Raw genomic sequence first — 16,127 nt, 5'->3', positions numbered from 1 at the left:
GCGGTGGGGTGACGTTTTGATGAAACTTCAGGGAAATTTGTATGACGCCAGGCGCCTTTACAGCACCCGCCGGCCTTCACGCCAGACGGCGCGCACGACAGGGTGTTCCTGCCCGCCCGGCAGGGTCGCCATGCGCACCTGGATCAGGTCGGCACGCAAGCCCGCAGCGATAGCTCCCCGGTCGCTCAGGCCTGTGGCCAGGGCCGGCGTACGGCTGACGGTGGCCACGGCTTGTGGCAGGGTCATCAGGCCATCGCGCACCAGGCGCATCGCCCCACTCAACATGCTGCCCGGCACATAGTCGGAAGACAAAATGTCCAGCAACCCCAGCTTGGCCAGCTCTGAGGCAGCCACGTTGCCGGAGTGGGAGCCGCCGCGCACCACATTGGGCCCGCCCATGACGGTGCGCAAGCCGCGCGCACGCGCTTCCTGGGCTGCCGCCACGGTAGTGGGGAACTCCGACATGCTGGCACCCTCGGCATGCGCCTGCTCTACGTGTGCCACGGTGGTGTCATCGTGGCTGGCCAGCGCAATGCCGTTGCTGCGGCAGTAGTCCACAAAGTAGGCGCGGTGTGGCTCGGCGTATCGGGCCTGCAGCTCGTTGGCCTGCGCAACTTGCTGCTCAAACTTCTGCTGGCTCCATCCCTTTTTGCCTGTGTAGTAGGTGCGAGCCTGCTCAATGTCTTCCCACTGCCGCTGGCCCGGTGTGTGGTCCATGAGCGAGATCAGGGACAGGCGCGGGTGACCCAGAAACGGCGCAAAGAGTTCAATGGTGTTGGGGGCCGGAAGTTCGCAGCGCACATGCAAGTGGTGGTCTGCCCGCAACAGGCCTTGGGTATGGCAGGCATCAATAGTTTGCAGAACACCGCCCCAGGCGCTACCGCGCAGGCTTTCCGTGTCGGCCTCGCCCACGCCCAGTGCGTCAAACACGGTGGTAATGCCCGCGGCGGCCACTTCGGCGTCATGTGCCATGAGCGCCGGCAGTTCCGCCCAATAGACTTTGGGCCTTGGCATCAAGTGACGCTCGAAGTTGTCAGTGTGCATTTCCACCAGACCGGGCAGCAGGTAGTCGCCTTCCAGGTCGATGGCATCTGCTGCTTGCGAGCGACCAGATTGCACTTCGGCAATGTGGCCGTCCTGTGCCAGAAGGCTGCCGTTCAGCACCTCATCGGCCAGCACGAGGCGTGCGTTGGTGAACAAGGTTGAAGTGCTCATGCGGCCTGGCTCCGGAACTGGGTGACGTCGATATGGCGGGTGGCTACGGCGCGGCCTACCTCGGCATCGTGAAATATTCCTACCACCGCAGCGCCATGGGCAATGGCCTCGCGGATCAGGGTGATGACGGTGTCGGTATTGGCAGCATCCAGCGACGCAGTGGGTTCGTCCAGCAGCAGCAAAGGCCTCGGTTTGATCATGTTGCGGGCGATGTTGATGCGCTGCTGCTCACCGCCGGAAAAGGTCGCCGGGGGCAGATGCCACAGCCGCTCAGGAATGCGCAGACGGGTCAGCCAGCGGCCGGCTTCCTCCCGCGCTGCCGCTACGGCCTGCGGGTCGTTGGCGGTGTCCTCTAGCAGGGACTCTGCCACCACATCGATGGCCGGTACCCGTGGGATCACGCGCAGGAACTGGCTTACATAGCCAATGGTCTCCTTGCGCATGCGCACCAGCTCACGCGGTGTGGCGCTGGTCATGTCGATGGTGTGGCCACGCGCGTCGGTCACGGCAATGTGACCGGTGCTGGCGCGGTAGTTGGCGTAGATCATTTTCAGCAGCGTGCTTTTGCCCATACCAGAGGGGCCGTCCAGCACCACGCATTCGCCGGCGTGCACCGCAAAACTGGCGTCCGACATGACTGCCAGCTCCGCGCCGGATTGGTGGTGCAGGGTAAAGCGCTTGGCTACCCCCTGGAGTTGCAACAAGGGTGTGCTCATGGCTGTAGTACCGAGGAAACGAGGAGTTGGGTGTAAGGGTGCTGGGGGTCGTCCAGCAGCTGGTCGGTCAGGCCGGACTCCACCACGCGGCCACGCTGCATCACCATCATGCGGTGGGCCAGCAGGCGAGCCACGGCGAGGTCGTGTGTCACGATGATGGCGGCGAGCTGCATGCCTTGGGTGAGCTGGCGCAGCATGTCCAGCAGGCGGGCCTGCACCGACACATCCAGCCCGGAGGTCGGCTCATCCATGAACACCAGGCGCGGTTCAGTGACCAGGTTGCGGGCGATCTGCAAGCGCTGGCGCATGCCGCCCGAAAAAGTGCGGGGCGTGTCGTCCATGCGGGCGGGGTCGATCTCGACGCGGCTCAGCCACTGTGCTGCGGTGGCACGCAGGTGCGCGTAGTTGCGCTCCCTCAGGCCCATGAGGCGCTCGCCCACATTGGCACCCGCCGACACATCCATGCGCAAACCGTCAGCGGCGTTCTGGTGCACAAAGCCCCAGTCGGTGCGGGCCAGCAGGCGCTGCTGCGCTTCGGTCATCAAAAACACTTCCTGTAGGCCCGCTTCACGGGTGCAGTACTGCACGCTGCCGGCGTCCGGCTTGGCGCGGGCGGCGATGGCATTGAGAAGGGTGGACTTGCCCGAGCCGGACTCGCCCACCACGGCCAGCACTTCGCCGGGCCAGAGGTCAAAGGACACATCGTGCAGGGCCACGCGGTCGCCATAGCGCTTGCTGATGCCGCGCACCTGCAGCAGAGGGGTAGAGGGGTCGGTGTGCATGTCAGGGCTCCATCACAAAGCTCAGGCCGTGCTGTTGAAAGCCCAGCGATTCGTAAAACGCATGCGCGTCTTTGCGCTTGCGGTTGGAAGACAGGGCCAGCTTGTAGCAACCCGCCTCTTTGGCCAGTTGCAGGGCATGGGCCATCATCTGGCGACCTATGCCCTGACCCTGGTAGGCTCTATCGACCACCACGTCTTCGGCAATGGCGGAAGGCGCGCCCCGATGCGCCAGGTTGTGCATGACCAGCAGCGCATAAGTGCCCACTACCCTGTCGTCCCGCAGGGCGACGAACAGGCGGTAGTTCGGGTAGCGCGCAAACTGCGCGAACACGGCGCGGGCCTCGTGCTCACTCAACACATGCCCGTTGTCCAGGTCGGGCTGGGCATACAGGGCCAGCACGCTCGGCAAATCGGCTTCGATAGCCTGGCGGATGTGGGCGCTCATGCGGCCTCTCCAGCTGGCGCCTGCTCTGTTTGCGCAGCCTGGCGTGACTGGCAGTAGTCCGAGTCTGAGCACACGTGCATGCGGGCACCGGCGTCGTCGGTGATCACTTCATCCAAGAAGCTGTCGGTCGCGCCACACAAAGCGCAAGCGCTGTCCCACTTCTGCACTTCAAAGGGGTGGTCTTCAAAGCCCAGGCTTTCTACGGCGGTGTAGGGCGGCACTGCGTAGATGCGCTTTTCGCGGCCTGCGCCAAAGAGCTGCAAGGCCGGGTTCATGTGCATCTTGGGGTTGTCGAACTTGGGGATGGGCGAGGGCGCCATCAGGTAGCGCTGGTTCACCATCACCGGATAGTCGTAGGTGGTGGCAATGTGGCCGTAGCGCGCAATGTCTTCGTAGAGCTTCACATGCATGAGGCCGTACTCCGCCAGCGCATGCAGGGTGCGGGTCTCGGTTTCACGCGGCTCCAGCCGTTGCAGCGGCTCGGGCACTGGCACCTGATACACGATGACCTGGCCTTCAGTGAGCGGCGTCTCGGGGATGCGATGGCGGGTCTGGATCAGCGTGGCCTCTGCGGTGCGGGTGGTGGTTCGCACGCCGGCCGTGCGCTGGAAGAAGCGGCGGATGTTGACCGCGTTGACGGTGTCGTCCGAACCCTGGTCAATGATCTTGAGGACTTCATCCGGGCCGATGACTGCGGCGGTGACCTGAATGCCGCCGGTCCCCCAGCCATAGGGCAAGGGCATTTCGCGGGAACCGAAGGGCACCTGGTAGCCGGGGATGGCTACCGCCTTCAGGATGGTGCGGCGGATCATGCGCTTGGTGCGCTCATCCAAGTACGCGAAGTTGAAGTGCTGCTGCACCTCGTCCGCGGTGTGGCCGGTATCCGGCAAGGTGGTTTCCAGGCGGGCGTTCATGGGGTCGTGTCCTCCACAGCGGCGGCGCGCATTTTGCGGATCAACTCCAGCTCGGACTGGAAGTCCACGTAGTGCGGCAATTTCAGGTGTTGCACAAAGCCGGAAGCCTCCAGGCTGTCGCTGTGCGACAGCACAAATTCCTGCATTTGTGCGGGTGACTCAATGGCCTCGCCCAGCTCATCCGCGCGCAACGCACGGTCCACCAGACTCATGGCCATGGCCTTGCGCTCGCAGTGGCCGAAAGACAGGCCGTAGCCACGCGTGAACTGCGGTGGTTCGGTCTTGCTGCCGGCGAATTGGTTGACCATTTCGCATTCGGTGATTTCGATGTCGCCGATGGAGATGGCAAAGCCCAGCTCTTCCGGCTCAATCTCCACTGCCACGCTGCCGAGTCGCACTTCGCCTACGAAGGGGTGGCTGTGGGCGTAGCCGCGCTGGGTCGAGTACGCCATGGAGAGCAAAAAGCCTTCGTCCGCGCGGGCCAGGTTTTGCAAGCGGGTCGCCCGCGCCGCTGGGAAGCGCAGGGGCTCGCGGGTCAGGTCCACGGGCGCCGGGTCACCCGGCGGAATGGGGCGGGTTTCGATCAGCTCTTCGTCGTTGAGCAGATCCACCACACGCGGGGTGATGGACGCTTGCGTGCCAGCCACGGGCGCCGCAGGCGCGCTGCTTACCGGCGTGCGGCCTTCGGCCAGCAAGGTGAAGTCCAGCAGGCGCTGGGTGTAGTCATAGGTGGGGCCCAGTATCTGTCCCCCGGGCAAGTCTTTGAAGGTGGCCGAGATGCGGCGGTCCAGCTGCATGCGCTCAGTTTTCAGAGGCACGGTGTTGCCCAAGCGGGGGAGCGTCGCACGGTAGGCGCGCAGCAAAAAGATGGCCTCCACCAGATCACCGCTAGCTTGCTTGATCGCGAGGGCCGCGAGCTCGGGGTCGTGCACCGAGCCTTCGTTCATCACCCGGTCCACGGCCAGTTTGAGCTGCTCCCGGATTTGCGCAATGCTGAGCTCCGGCAACGCCGGGTCACCACGGCGCTGGTCAGCCAGCAGCCCGTAACTATTGAGGATGGCGGTCTCTCCGCCCTTGACGGCTACGTACATCTTCAACGCCCTCCTGGAGTTGCTATGCGCGTGGTGCGCGGCAGGCCTGCCAGATGGTTTTCGCTGGCCAGAAATACATCCACTCCACGGGGGAATCGCGCTTGGTTGGCGGCCCACTGACTGGTGAAGTCAGGCGGCAGGCCCTGCACGCTGAGTGCTTGGGTGCTTTGGATGCCGGGGCCACTGAGCTCCCAAGCAACGTCCTCATGCGCAGAAGTCAGATTGGCCACATCGATCACGCAGGTGGCGGACTGGTCGGGGTAGGCGTCAGAGCCTTGCTCCAGTTCGTGCAGGGCGGGCATGGCATCGCCTTGCGCAACCCAGACGAAGGCCGCATCCGCAGCCGATGGCACCACGGTGCAGCCGGTATGGAATTGCAACCAGATCGCGGCAGGGCCGGCGGCCAGGCGGGGTGAGAGCCAGACGCGGCAATCCGAGTCCAGCATGGCGAGCAGAAAGGCGGCTGAGGCGGGGTGGGCACCTTCAGGCACCTGCGCATCGCTGGGCACTGCGATGCAGCGGCCGGGGTGCGACAGGGCTTGCAGGGCCTGGCGGAACACGGCCTGGCTGCCCAGTGCTTCGTGGCTAAAGCCGGCACCCAGGGTGCTGAGGTCGGGGGTGTTCATTCCTGGTCTCCTTCGTCATCTTCGCCGCCGGATTCACGGGCCACGGTGAAGAATTCCACCTTGGTGCTTTGTGCTTTGGCGTGGCGTTGCGCGCTGTGCAGAGCCAGGTGGCGGCGCACCGGTTGGAGCAACTGCTCGTTCAGCGCGTCGTGGTGGGCAGGGTCTTGCAGCAGGGCATCGGCCGCAGCGGCGAGGTGGGCCTTGCGGCGTGAGCGACCCAGCACATAAGCCACGCCCACGGTGTGGCCGGAAGCCGCAGAGGCGGAGGGAAGACGCAGCGCGCAGCGGGTGACGGTGACTTCACCGAGGTTAAAGCGTTCACCAGTAGCGCCTGCACGTCCCTCCACCATGTAGAGCCCCGTTTCGGGCTGGCGCAGCCATTGCGGGGCTTGCGTTGCATACGGGGCGAGTGCGGATTCGAGAAGGTCCAGCGGGGCTCTGGCCAGCAGCGCCATCCAGTCCGGGCGGGTGGTGTGCCGGGGCGGTCCGTCATTGTCAAATGCGTGAAACATCGCAGTGGTACCCTGAAAGTTGTATAGACAAATTTAGAATCTGTCCGCAGCTTATCCAGCGGGTATGTAGGTTTCATGACAAGCATTACTTCCATCGACGCAGCCGTTGAGAGCGGCACCAAAGAGAGCTTCTGGACGCGCATCGCCTCCGACATTGCCGATGCCATCGGACGCGGTGCCTACCGCCCGGGGCAGCGCCTGCCGTCGGAACACGCATTGGCCGAACAGTTCGGAGTCAACCGGCACACCATCCGCCGTTCGCTGGCGAGCCTGTCCAGCCAAGGGCTGGTGCGCATCGCTCAGGGCAGCGGCACCTACGTGGAAGACTTCGCAGTTGACCTGATGCTGGCCAAGCGCACGCGCCATCAGCAGAACCTGGCACATGCCGGGCTCAAAGGCGGCTTGCAGGTGCTGTCGGTGCGCACCGAGCGGGCCACCAAATCACAAGCCACGGCCTTGGCCCTGCCTGCGCGCAGCAAGGTGCTGGTGCTGGAGGTGTTGGGCGAGGCCCAAGGCCTGCCGCTGCATGTGAGTGAACGGGCTTTTCCTTTGCCCCGCTTTGAAGGGCTGGATATGGTGGTCGCGCAGACTGGCTCCATCACCGCGGCCTTTCAGGCGGCCGGCGTGGCGGACTACACCCGGCAGGAAAGCCGCATCACCGCCCAAATGCCGGAGGCGGACGTAGCCGCCCACTTGCGCCAGCCGGTGAACCGGCCGGTGCTGCGCGTGGAAAGTGTGAACGTGGACACGGCCGGCGTACCGATCGAATTCGCACTGACCTGGTTTGCCGGGGACCGCGTCAACCTGATGGTGAACCACCATGACTGAGACCCACTACCACCGCTATGCGGTGTATTTCGCCCCCGCCATAGGCAGCGATGCATGGCAAGCCGGCAGCCAGTGGCTGGGGCGCTGTGCGCATGATGGGTTGTTGCGGGTGCAGCCGGAGGTGAACGGCATGTCGCCCTTGGCCCTTGCAGAGCTGACCGCCGCACCGCGCCGCTACGGCTGGCACGCCACTTTGAAAGCGCCCTTTAGCCTGGCAGCTGGCGCGAGTTTGCCGCAGCTGCGCGAGCGCATGGCGCTTTTGGCGGGGAGCCTGAGCACCATTCCCATGCCCCGCTTGCAGGTGAGCCATCTGGATGACTTTCTGGCACTGACTCCCGTGGGTGACACCACCGGTCTGGACCACATTGCAGCCGCTTGTGTGCGTGAGCTGCATGCCTTGGTAGCCCCGCTGTCGGAGGCCGAGTTGCAGCGCCGCCGCAAAGCGCCGCTGACCGCTGCCGAAGACGCGATGCTGGTGGCTTGGGGTTACCCGTATGTGTTCGAGCACTTCCGGTTTCACATGTCGCTCACTGGGAGCTTGCACGGTCGTGTGCCCCAAGAAGTGCAGGCGTTGCAGACCGCGGCGCAGCGGCATTTTGATGGCAAGACGCCCGACCAGATGGACAGCCTGACCTTGTTCGCCGAGCCTCATCTGGGCGCAGACTTTGTGGTGCTGGATCAGTTCCCGCTGGCGTCATGAGTCCGGTGCTCATCTATGTGCTGGGTCCGTCAGGCGCGGGCAAAGACAGCGTGTTGGAGTGGCTGAAAGCGCATCTGCCACCGGACGCCGGAGTGCACTTTGCCCGGCGTTGCATCACCCGTGCAGCGCACCCGGGTGCAGAGCAGCACGAGCCGATGAACCGCGAAACATTTGCAGACGCCCGCGATGCTGGCAGCTTCGGGCTGTGCTGGTCCGCCAATGGTCTGGACTATGGGGTGCGCCACGCTGAGTTGCAGGGCCCCCCCGGCACCGGCTGGGTGTTCGTGACAGGCTCACGTGCTTACTTGCCGCAAGCCATAGCCCTTTTCCCCGGGTTGGTAGTGCTGCATGTCACTGCGTCCCCGGAGGTGTTGCTGGAACGCCTGGTGGCACGCGGTCGCGAGAGTGCATCAGACATCCGGGCGCGGCTGGAGCGCGCACCACCTTTGGAGCGCCCATCAGGCACGACGGTGCTGGAAATCCACAACAACGCGCGCCTGCAGGATGCCGGGCACCAGCTGGAGTTGGCTTTGGGCTTTCTGCCGGGATGGTCAGCCCGGGCACAAAAAAGCCTCCGCTAGGGAGGCTTGCTATTGTTTTTATAGCTGCTCGCGCATATCCGGCGGGCACCAGAGGCACTTTCTATATCAAAGTGCCTCCGGGGGGCATCACGGTACCAGCTGGCTGTTGATAGGCGCCAGGTCTTCGGCCTTCAGGGTGCCGGCGGCTTGCTTGAGCTTCAATCCACCCACCAGCACATCGTAACGCGCTTTGGCCAGGGTGGCCTTGGTGCTGTAGAGCTGGCTCTGGCTATTGAGCACATCGATGTTGATGCGCACACCCACTTGGTAGCCCAGCTTGTTGGCGTCCAGCGCGCTCTGGCTGGAGGCTTCGGCAGCCTCGTAGGCCTTGACCTGGGCCTGACCGCTTTGTACGCCGAAGTAGGCGGTGCGGGTGGCCTGCGCGATGGTGCGGCGGCTGGCTTCCAGATCGGTGCGGGCTTTCTCTTCCAGCGCCAGGGTTTCCTTGATGCGGTTCTGGGTCGCAAAACCGGCGAATACCGGCAGGTTGAAGCTCACACCGATGGTGGCCACGTTCACACGGCTATCGGCAACAGCGGTGGACGTGCCGTTGTTGTTGACTGCGGAATAGCTGCCTGTCAGGTCCAGGGTGGGTTTGTGGCCGGCTTCTGCTTTGGCCGTTTCCAGCTTGGCCACTTCCAGGGCCACCTTCAACTGCGCCAGTGCGGGATGCTGGTCTTCAGACTGTTGCACCCAGGCTTCCGGGTCCGCGGGTTCCACCGGTGCCAGCACGATGGGGGCGGCCAGTGGCTTGGGCGAGGCATTGCTCACGCCCACCAGCTGGTTCAGGGCGATGGATTTGACGCGCAGGTCGTTCTCAGCAGCCAGTTCCTGGGCGACTACCAGGTCAAAGCGGGCCTGGGCTTCGCGGGTATCGGTGATGGTGGAGGTACCGACCTCGAAGTTGCGCTTGGCAGAGGCCAGTTGCTCGGCTACTGCAGCCTTTTGGGCTTTGACAAAGGTCAGGCTGTCGGTCGAGGCCAGCACATCAAAGTAGGCCTGGCTCACCCGCACGATCAGATCTTGCTCAGAGGCCAACAACTGGGCCTTGGCGGCTTCCACGCTCTTCATGCCCTGGTCGTAGCTGGCCTTGTTGGCGGGGCGGTACAGGGGCTGGGAAGCGCTGATGGTGGCCGTTTGTGCGCCGAAGCTGCGGTCCGGGTTGGGCAGAATTTCCTGGTTGGAGCGGCTGGCACCCAATGCAAAGTTGGCGCTGGGCAGCAGCAGGGCCCGGGCCTGCTCGGCTTTGGCCAGATTGGCCTCATACAGGCTCTTGGCGGACTGGTAACTGGCGTCATAGCCACGTGCTGCGGTGTACAGGTCCTGCAGGCTTTGGGCAGACGCGTGGGATGCGGCAAACACGCCGGCCAGGGCCCATGCGAGGGGCAAGAGGCGCTGTCGGAAGGTGGTGGGGCTGTGCATGGATGGCTTTCTCAGTCAGGGTGTCAAAAGGGGATGAATTCGGTGCCTGGTCACTCTGGTGCTAGTAGCGCGGGACATGGACGTCCCGTTCTGCAGACCATGCGTCGATGCCGCCTGCAATGTTGGCCAGGTCCTCAAAGCCGCGGCTTTGCAAAAACAGGGCCACTTGCATGCTGCGCGCGCCGTGGTGGCAGAGGCAGGCAATCGGCCGGTCGGCAGGCAGTTCCTGCAAGCGGACCGGAACCACCCCCATGGGAATGCTGAGCACGTCGAATCCGTCCGGCACCACGCTGGCCAAGGCCAGTTCGTGGGGCTCGCGTACGTCCAGCACCAGGGGCTGGCCGAGGCCTTCCACACTGGAGTACCAGGCTTCAAGGTCGGTGGGACGGATTTGACTGATCATGCCAATTGCACAGGGAGGGTTTTAAAACTGGAATCGCTCGGGTTCCGCAAAACCTTGCAGGCGCTGGACCACGGTTTCCCAGGTGGCCACGGTGCGAAAGTCGGTTTCGCTGGTGCGGGTGACGATGGTGGCGTTCATGACCGGGTCATCGCCAACGATAGCGCCCAGGCGTCCGCCGATCGTGAGGTGTTTCAACAGGTCTTGGGGAATTTGACCGACCGAGCCGCTGAGCAGGATCACGTCAAATTTGCCCTCGGAGGCGCCGAGCTTGGAGCCATCAGCTTCACGCACAGTCACATTGTTCAGACCGGCTTGTGCGAGGTTGCTGCGGGCAAACGCTGCGAGCTCGGGCACGATTTCCAGAGTCAGCACCTGGCGGGCGCGGTGGGCCAACAGGGCGGCCATGAAGCCGGAGCCGGCACCGATTTCGAGCACGGATTCGTGCGACTGGACGGCCAGATCCTGCAAAAGGCGGGCTTCGAGGCGGGGGGCGAGCATGCACTGGCCGGCGGGCAGGGGGATTTCGAGGTCGGCAAAGGCCAGGCTCTTGTGGGCGGCGGGCACAAATTCGTCACGGTGCACGTTGTCCAGCAGCTCCAGAACCTGGAGGTCGAGCACATTCCAGGGGCGGATTTGTTGCTCGATCATGTTGAAACGGGCTTGATTCGGATGCATGGCGAAGTTTCCTTGGGTCACGTTAAACGGGTGTGACAAATTTTACCGGCCGGTGGAGGGTGCGCCGGACCACAAACGTTTGGCCCATTGCGCCAGATCATCCATGTAGCAGTACACCACCGGAACCACTACCAGTGTGAGCAAAGAAGAGGTAATCACGCCACCGATCACTGCCTGTCCCATGGGAGCGCGCATTTCGGCGCCTTCGCTCAAGGCAAAGGCCAGCGGCACCATGCCGAAGATCATGGCCAGCGTGGTCATCAGGATGGGGCGCAGGCGCACTTTGGCGGCCAACAACAGGGCTTCCGAGCGGGGCAAGCCGGGAACGGGATGGCCTTGTTCGTCCGTGCCGCCTTCACGGGCGCGGATGGCAAAGTCCACCAGCAGAATCGCATTCTTGGTGACCAGGCCCATCAGCATCACCACCCCGATGATGGAAAACATGGAGAGCGTGGAGTTGAACATCATCAGTGCCAGCACCACGCCGATCAGCGTGAGCGGCAGGGAGGTCATCAGCGCCAACGGTTGCAGGAAGCTCTTGAACTGGCTGGCCAGAATCATGTAGATGAACACGATGGCCAGTACCAGCGCCGAAATGGCGTAGCCGAAGGCTTCCGCCATGTCTTTGGTGGAACCGCTGAATTTGTAGCTGTAGCCCGGCGGCAGGCTGATGCTGTCCATCGCGGTCTTGATGTCGGCCGACACCTCGCCCGCCGAGCGGCCCGACACGTTGCCGCTGATGGACACCTCGCGGGTAAGGTCGCGGCGGTTGATCTGGTTCGGGCCGGTGGATTCACGCACGTCGGCCACCTGGTTCAGTCGCACGATGCGGGGGCTGCCATCGGCATTGCTGCCCACGGTGAAGGGCAGGCGCTGCAGGTCCGACGCGGCATTGCGGGCATCGGGTGCCAGGCGCACATTGACGTCATAGGTTTGGTCGTCCGGCGCGCGCCAGTTGCCCACGGTCTTTCCGGCGATCAAGGTGCGCAGGGCGCTGCCGATCTGGGCCACATTCAGGCCGAGGTCCGAGGCCGCATCCCGTCGCACCCGCACGTCCAGCGTGGGCTTGTTGGGTTTCATGCTGGAGTCCAGATCCACGAGGCCGGGGACGTCGCGCACCTTGTCCAGCGCCACCACGGTGAGTCGCTCGAGTTCGTGCGTGTCGGGGCCTTGAATGGAGAACAATATCTGCTTCTGCCCACCGACTGAATCCAGCAAGCCCACGTGGGTCACCGTGATGCCGGCCACATTGCGCAGGCGCTGACGCAGCTTCACTGACATCTGGTCCACGCTCAGGCTGCGGTTGTTGCGGTCCACGAGGCGGATGTAAATGTTGGCGTAAATCTTCCCCTGCGCATTGCCGGTGTTGATCGTGGTCAGCGTGTAACGCACCTCGGGGAATTCGCGGATGATGGCCTCGACCTGTCGGGCCCGGGACTCCGTCACTTCCAATGACGAACCCACCGGCGTGTTGAAGGTGAGCGACGTCTCTGAGAAGTCTGATTTGGGAACAAACTCGGTGCCCAGGAGCGGCACCATCAAGATGCTGCCGACAAAAATGCCGACGGCGATCAACACTGTGGCCAGCTTGTGCAGCAAAGCCCAGCGCAGGATGCTTTGGTAGCCCTCAGCCAAGGCCTCGGTACCGCGGTCAAACAGGCCGGTAACGCGACCTATGGTCTTGTCGTAGAAGGTGACCGGAGCATGGCCTTTACCGTGGCTCTCAATACTGGGGTCATGCCAGATGCTGGAGAGCATGGGGTCCAGCGTGAAGCTCACAAACATCGAGATCAGCACTGCCGCCACGATGGTGATGCCGAACTCGTGGAAGAACTTGCCGATGATGCCGCCCATGAAGCCGATGGGCAGGAACACAGCCACGATGGAGAGGGTAGTGGCCAGCACGGCCAGGCCGATTTCCTGGGTGCCGTCCAGCGAGGCGTTGTAGGCGTTCTTGCCCATTTGCACGTGGCGCACGATGTTTTCGCGGACCACGATCGCATCATCAATCAGTAAGCCCACGCACAGCGACAGGGCCATCAGCGTGATCATGTTGATGGTGAAGCCGAAGGCATTCATGAACAAGAAGGTGCCTATCAGCGCAATCGGGAGCGTGAGTCCGGTAATGACGGTGGAGCGCCACGAGTTCAGGAACAGGAACACGATGAGCACCGTAAGCACTGCGCCTTCAATCAGCGTTTGGCGCACGTTGTTGACCGACACCCGGATCTGGCGCGACCCATCGGTGATCTGCTCCAGCCGCACGCCCGGAGGCAACTGCTTTTGCATCTCGGCCAGTGCTTTGACCAGGCCGTCCACCACCACGATGGTGTTTTCGTCCTGGGACTTTTGCACGTTCATCAGCAGGGTGCGCTGGCCGTTGTAGAGGGCCAGTGTCTCGGCCTCCTGGGCGCCATCGGCCACGCGGGCGACCTGGTCCAGTCGTACCGGTGTGCCGTTCTTGCGGGCCACGATGATGCTGCCAAAGTCTTCCGGGCGCTGCATGCGGGCTTGTACCTGAATCACGCGCTCCTGCTCGTTTGAGTGGATGGTGCCCAGGGGCAGGTCCTGGTTTTCGTTGGTGACGGCGGTGACCACCTGGTCCGGCGTGATGCCGAAGGACTCCAGCGCCTGCGGGTTTAGGTAAAGGTTGATCTCGCGCTTGGTACCGCCCACCAAAGTGACTGAGCCTACGCCACGTACATTTTCCAAGCGCTTCTTGAAGTTCTGCTCTGCCCAGTTGGTCAGTTCTACGGCGGTCAGCGCTTTGCCGCCCTGGCTGGCGTCCGGCAACACGACCACCGACCACACAGCGCGGGAAGACGGATCGAAGCGCAAGACGCGGGGTTCTTTGACTTCGGTGCGCAGCAGGGGTTTGACGGCGGCCACTTTTTCGCGCACATCGTCCGCAGCTTTGCGGCCATCGATGTGCAGGCCAAACTCAATCACCACCACGCTCTGGCCCTCGTAATTGCGGGAGGTCAGGGCATTGATGCCGGCGATCGAGTTGACGCCTTCTTCCACTTTTTTGGAGACTTCACTCTCCACAATTTCGGGAGATGCACCGGGGTAGTCGGTGATGACCACCACCACCGGAAAGTCGATATTCGGGAACTGGTCGACCTGCAAACGTTGTAACGAAAACAAGCCCAGCACCACCAAGGCCAGCATGACCATGGTGGCGAACACCGGGTTCTGGAGACTAACGCGGGTAAACCACATCAGTTGCTACCTGCTGCGTTTTTGATCGCGGTTCCCGCACGCAGGGCGCCCACTGCGCCCGACAACACAGGAGTACCTTCGGGTATGCCCTTGACGCTGACCATGGCCACGCCATTTGCATCACCGCGCTCGCCCAGCTCCACCGTCTGGTGGGCGACTTTGTTGTCCTGCACCCACTGCACATAGGGTTGTGGTTTGTCGGTGCGTATGGCGCTCACGGGCAAAGCCAGTGTGCGGCTGACACCCACGGCCAGTGCGCCTTGGGCGAACAGGCCCTGGCGCAGGCCTTCAGGCTTTTCCAGGCTCAAATACACCAGCACAGAGCGGCTGCCCGCCACCGCGCTGGGGTTGATGCGGGCCACGCGGGCTTGCAGGCGCTGGGCAGAGCCTTCTACCGTCAGTTGCGCAGTTTGTCCGGGTTTAACGCCCAGTGAGTCGGCCGCTGCCAGATTGGCTTCCACCTCAAGGCGGCTCAGGTCCACGATTTCCAGCACGCGCGCATCAATCGCCACGCGTTCGCCGGGCTGGGTCAGGCGCTGTGCGACCTGGCCTGAAATGGGGGCGCGCAGCACGGTGTCTTCCAGGGATTTGGCCGCCACATCCACACCTGCCATCGCAGCGCGGTAGGAGGCCTCGGCAGCTGCAAGGCTGGCGCTGGAGGACTCCAGTGCAGTCTGGGAAATAAAGCCCTGGTCCACCAGCTTGCGGTTGTTCTCAAAGCTGCGGCGGGCAATATCCACCTGCGCTTTGGCGGATTCGGCTTGCTGTTGAGCCTGGCGGGTGCGGGCTTGGTATTCCGTGGAGTCCACGCGCGCCAGCACTTGACCGGCTTTGACCATATCGCCTTCGCGCACAGTCAGCCCTTGTAGTTCGCCGGCGACACGGGCTTTCACAAAGGCTGAGCTCACTGCTTTGATCGGGCCGGAAACCGGCAGGGTGCGGGTGAGTTCCACGGTGTTTGCACGCACCAGATCTGCAGCACCCAGCTCCAGGCTCACCGGCACTTTGAGTGCAGCCTGTTGGCTTTCCAGCACCTCTTTTTTGGCTTTGTTGCTCGCAACGAGCCGCATGCCTACACCGGCGACGACGGCCAGACTGACGGCCACAGTGGTCCATTTGATCCAGGGTTTCATAGTGTCAGGAGGCGTTGGGTGCGGCAGGTGTGCGGACTGTCAGCCCCAGCAGCAGGTTGTCGATATGGGTGTTCAAGTAGGCAATGGGGTCCAGTTCCCCATTGCCCGCCACGCAGGGTCCGATGGAGTGGCGCCACAGGGCCAGAAACATCATGGGGGCGAGCAACAGGTAAACGCCGTATTCCACATTCAGCTGCCGGAACTCTCCGGAATCCACGCCCCGCTGCAAGACGCGGCGGATCAGGTCATTTCCGGGTTTGACGACTTCCTCTTGGTAAAAAGCAGCAAGTTCTGGAAAATTGCCTGCTTCACTCATCATCAGCTTGGATATGCCGGACGCCTTGGTGGAACCCACGCGTTCCCACCAGGCCGTCATGCAGTAGCGCAAGAGGTCGGCGCTGTTGCCTTCAAAGGTTTCCAACTCGGCGCTCCATTCGGAGAAGCGGCCCGAGATGTTTTCGCGCACCACCGCTTTGAACAGCTCTTCCTTGCTGGAGAAATACAAAAACAAGGTGCCCTTGGACACGCCGGCCAACTTCGCGACCTCTTCGGCACGGGTGGCGGCAAAGCCTTTTTCCACAAACAGTTCCAGTGCGGCTGCCAGCAACTCGCCCGGGCGTGCGTCTTTGCGCCGCTCGCGCTTGGCGCGCGCGCTGGAGGCAATGTCACAAAGGGTGGGGAGGGTTGGCATAAATTACTGACTGGTTGGTTATTAATGTACCGGTGCCGCCCCTGAGTGTCAATCCAAGTGGTTTCCCGTGCCGGGCAGTTTGTGCAAAGTTGTGCAAACCGTCTGTGCATTGCCCTTGTTGCTTCAAGATAACGGGCTCCTCCGTAAGATTCAGGGCGTTCAACCGACTGA

17 protein-coding genes are annotated in these 16,127 nt (G+C 63.0%); 3 read left to right on the top strand and 14 right to left on the bottom strand.

All coding sequences use genetic code 11. The features are described from left to right. Window positions 1-57: 57 nt before the first annotated feature. From ACOAP0_RS04515 to phnG, 8 genes are read right to left on the bottom strand one after another with little or no spacing between them, the layout of a single operon-like run. Entirely contained in the window at window positions 58-1,215 is a 1,158-nt protein-coding gene (locus ACOAP0_RS04515; protein WP_498391325.1) for an alpha-D-ribose 1-methylphosphonate 5-triphosphate diphosphatase, read from the bottom strand. Continuing rightward, window positions 1,212-1,931, bottom strand: a complete 720-nt coding sequence (gene phnL / locus ACOAP0_RS04510) for a phosphonate C-P lyase system protein PhnL (protein WP_498375407.1) — start codon at window positions 1,929-1,931, stop codon at window positions 1,212-1,214. The genes ACOAP0_RS04515 and phnL overlap by 4 nt, the downstream gene beginning before the upstream one ends. Further along, window positions 1,928-2,713, bottom strand: coding sequence for a phosphonate C-P lyase system protein PhnK (phnK, locus tag ACOAP0_RS04505; protein WP_498375408.1), 786 nt, complete (start codon window positions 2,711-2,713; stop codon window positions 1,928-1,930). Before phnK ends, phnL begins: the two co-directional genes overlap by 4 nt. A gap of 1 nt (window position 2,714) precedes the next feature. Then, a complete protein-coding gene (locus ACOAP0_RS04500) occupies window positions 2,715-3,158 on the bottom strand; it encodes a GNAT family N-acetyltransferase (RefSeq protein WP_498375409.1) in 444 nt (147 codons plus the stop codon). Next, window positions 3,155-4,072, bottom strand: a complete 918-nt coding sequence (locus tag ACOAP0_RS04495; RefSeq protein ID WP_498375410.1) for an alpha-D-ribose 1-methylphosphonate 5-phosphate C-P-lyase PhnJ — start codon at window positions 4,070-4,072, stop codon at window positions 3,155-3,157. The genes ACOAP0_RS04500 and ACOAP0_RS04495 overlap by 4 nt, the downstream gene beginning before the upstream one ends. Beyond that, window positions 4,069-5,163, bottom strand: a complete 1,095-nt coding sequence (locus ACOAP0_RS04490; RefSeq protein WP_498375411.1) for a carbon-phosphorus lyase complex subunit — start codon at window positions 5,161-5,163, stop codon at window positions 4,069-4,071. Before ACOAP0_RS04490 ends, ACOAP0_RS04495 begins: the two co-directional genes overlap by 4 nt. Before the next feature lie 2 nt (window positions 5,164-5,165). Then, a complete protein-coding gene (gene phnH, locus ACOAP0_RS04485) occupies window positions 5,166-5,789 on the bottom strand; it encodes a phosphonate C-P lyase system protein PhnH (protein ID WP_498375412.1) in 624 nt (207 codons plus the stop codon). Next, window positions 5,786-6,301: a phosphonate C-P lyase system protein PhnG gene (phnG, locus tag ACOAP0_RS04480; protein ID WP_498375413.1), complete on the bottom strand. Its 516-nt coding sequence runs from the start codon at window positions 6,299-6,301 to the stop codon at window positions 5,786-5,788. The genes phnH and phnG overlap by 4 nt, the downstream gene beginning before the upstream one ends. Window positions 6,302-6,376: 75 nt before the next feature. Between phnG and phnF the strand changes: the two genes are divergently transcribed. Genes phnF through phnN form a run of 3 tightly spaced genes read left to right on the top strand, consistent with a single transcriptional unit; the run spans window position 6,377 to window position 8,410 of the window. Beyond that, on the top strand, window positions 6,377-7,129 hold the full coding sequence (gene phnF, locus ACOAP0_RS04475) for a phosphonate metabolism transcriptional regulator PhnF (protein WP_498375414.1): 753 nt from the start codon (window positions 6,377-6,379) through the stop codon (window positions 7,127-7,129). Beyond that, window positions 7,122-7,829 (top strand): DUF1045 domain-containing protein, encoded by a 708-nt coding sequence (locus tag ACOAP0_RS04470; protein ID WP_498375415.1) that lies wholly within the window; start codon window positions 7,122-7,124, stop codon window positions 7,827-7,829. Before phnF ends, ACOAP0_RS04470 begins: the two co-directional genes overlap by 8 nt. Beyond that, window positions 7,826-8,410 (top strand): phosphonate metabolism protein/1,5-bisphosphokinase (PRPP-forming) PhnN, encoded by a 585-nt coding sequence (gene phnN / locus ACOAP0_RS04465; RefSeq protein ID WP_498375416.1) that lies wholly within the window; start codon window positions 7,826-7,828, stop codon window positions 8,408-8,410. The genes ACOAP0_RS04470 and phnN overlap by 4 nt, the downstream gene beginning before the upstream one ends. An 87-nt stretch (window positions 8,411-8,497) precedes the next feature. On the opposite strand, the gene ACOAP0_RS04460 is transcribed toward phnN, so the two are convergent. The 6 genes from ACOAP0_RS04460 to ACOAP0_RS04435 all read right to left on the bottom strand — a co-directional run bounded on the left by ACOAP0_RS04460 (window position 8,498) and on the right by ACOAP0_RS04435 (window position 15,956). Further along, window positions 8,498-9,832 (bottom strand): TolC family outer membrane protein, encoded by a 1,335-nt coding sequence (locus tag ACOAP0_RS04460; protein WP_498375417.1) that lies wholly within the window; start codon window positions 9,830-9,832, stop codon window positions 8,498-8,500. A gap of 61 nt (window positions 9,833-9,893) precedes the next feature. Then, entirely contained in the window at window positions 9,894-10,235 is a 342-nt protein-coding gene (locus ACOAP0_RS04455) for a rhodanese-like domain-containing protein (protein ID WP_498375418.1), read from the bottom strand. Window positions 10,236-10,256: 21 nt separating this feature from the next. Then, the gene (locus ACOAP0_RS04450) at window positions 10,257-10,910 is read right to left on the bottom strand and encodes a protein-L-isoaspartate O-methyltransferase family protein (protein ID WP_498375419.1); all 654 of its coding nucleotides are present in this window, start codon (window positions 10,908-10,910) and stop codon (window positions 10,257-10,259) included. Window positions 10,911-10,952: 42 nt separating this feature from the next. After that, window positions 10,953-14,132: an efflux RND transporter permease subunit gene (locus ACOAP0_RS04445; RefSeq protein WP_498375420.1), complete on the bottom strand. Its 3,180-nt coding sequence runs from the start codon at window positions 14,130-14,132 to the stop codon at window positions 10,953-10,955. Further along, the gene (locus ACOAP0_RS04440) at window positions 14,132-15,265 is read right to left on the bottom strand and encodes an efflux RND transporter periplasmic adaptor subunit (RefSeq protein ID WP_498375421.1); all 1,134 of its coding nucleotides are present in this window, start codon (window positions 15,263-15,265) and stop codon (window positions 14,132-14,134) included. The genes ACOAP0_RS04445 and ACOAP0_RS04440 overlap by 1 nt, the downstream gene beginning before the upstream one ends. Before the next feature lie 4 nt (window positions 15,266-15,269). Next, window positions 15,270-15,956, bottom strand: a complete 687-nt coding sequence (locus tag ACOAP0_RS04435) for a TetR/AcrR family transcriptional regulator (RefSeq protein ID WP_087494681.1) — start codon at window positions 15,954-15,956, stop codon at window positions 15,270-15,272. Window positions 15,957-16,127 lie beyond the last annotated feature (171 nt).

The sequence above is a fragment of the Curvibacter sp. Hmag1.1 genome (genome assembly GCF_059769165.1).
This window is presented reverse-complemented; position numbering and strand designations above follow the sequence as displayed.

Bases quoted from the DNA above. Each gene is read 5' to 3' on its own strand.
- ACOAP0_RS04435 (WP_087494681.1), bottom strand. From the start codon at position 15,956: ATGCCAACCCTCCCCACCCTTTGTGACATTGCCTCCAGCGCGCGCGCC.
- ACOAP0_RS04470 (WP_498375415.1), top strand. From the start codon at position 7,122: ATGACTGAGACCCACTACCACCGCTATGCGGTGTATTTCGCCCCCGCC.
- ACOAP0_RS04460 (WP_498375417.1), bottom strand. From the start codon at position 9,832: ATGCACAGCCCCACCACCTTCCGACAGCGCCTCTTGCCCCTCGCATGG.
- ACOAP0_RS04495 (WP_498375410.1), bottom strand. From the start codon at position 4,072: ATGAACGCCCGCCTGGAAACCACCTTGCCGGATACCGGCCACACCGCG.
- ACOAP0_RS04450 (WP_498375419.1), bottom strand. From the start codon at position 10,910: ATGCATCCGAATCAAGCCCGTTTCAACATGATCGAGCAACAAATCCGC.
- ACOAP0_RS04440 (WP_498375421.1), bottom strand. From the start codon at position 15,265: ATGAAACCCTGGATCAAATGGACCACTGTGGCCGTCAGTCTGGCCGTC.
- phnG (WP_498375413.1), bottom strand. From the start codon at position 6,301: ATGTTTCACGCATTTGACAATGACGGACCGCCCCGGCACACCACCCGC.
- ACOAP0_RS04445 (WP_498375420.1), bottom strand. From the start codon at position 14,132: ATGTGGTTTACCCGCGTTAGTCTCCAGAACCCGGTGTTCGCCACCATG.
- phnK (WP_498375408.1), bottom strand. From the start codon at position 2,713: ATGCACACCGACCCCTCTACCCCTCTGCTGCAGGTGCGCGGCATCAGC.
- phnL (WP_498375407.1), bottom strand. From the start codon at position 1,931: ATGAGCACACCCTTGTTGCAACTCCAGGGGGTAGCCAAGCGCTTTACC.
- ACOAP0_RS04455 (WP_498375418.1), bottom strand. From the start codon at position 10,235: ATGATCAGTCAAATCCGTCCCACCGACCTTGAAGCCTGGTACTCCAGT.
- phnF (WP_498375414.1), top strand. From the start codon at position 6,377: ATGACAAGCATTACTTCCATCGACGCAGCCGTTGAGAGCGGCACCAAA.
- ACOAP0_RS04490 (WP_498375411.1), bottom strand. From the start codon at position 5,163: ATGTACGTAGCCGTCAAGGGCGGAGAGACCGCCATCCTCAATAGTTAC.
- ACOAP0_RS04500 (WP_498375409.1), bottom strand. From the start codon at position 3,158: ATGAGCGCCCACATCCGCCAGGCTATCGAAGCCGATTTGCCGAGCGTG.
- phnH (WP_498375412.1), bottom strand. From the start codon at position 5,789: ATGAACACCCCCGACCTCAGCACCCTGGGTGCCGGCTTTAGCCACGAA.
- ACOAP0_RS04515 (WP_498391325.1), bottom strand. From the start codon at position 1,215: ATGAGCACTTCAACCTTGTTCACCAACGCACGCCTCGTGCTGGCCGAT.
- phnN (WP_498375416.1), top strand. From the start codon at position 7,826: ATGAGTCCGGTGCTCATCTATGTGCTGGGTCCGTCAGGCGCGGGCAAA.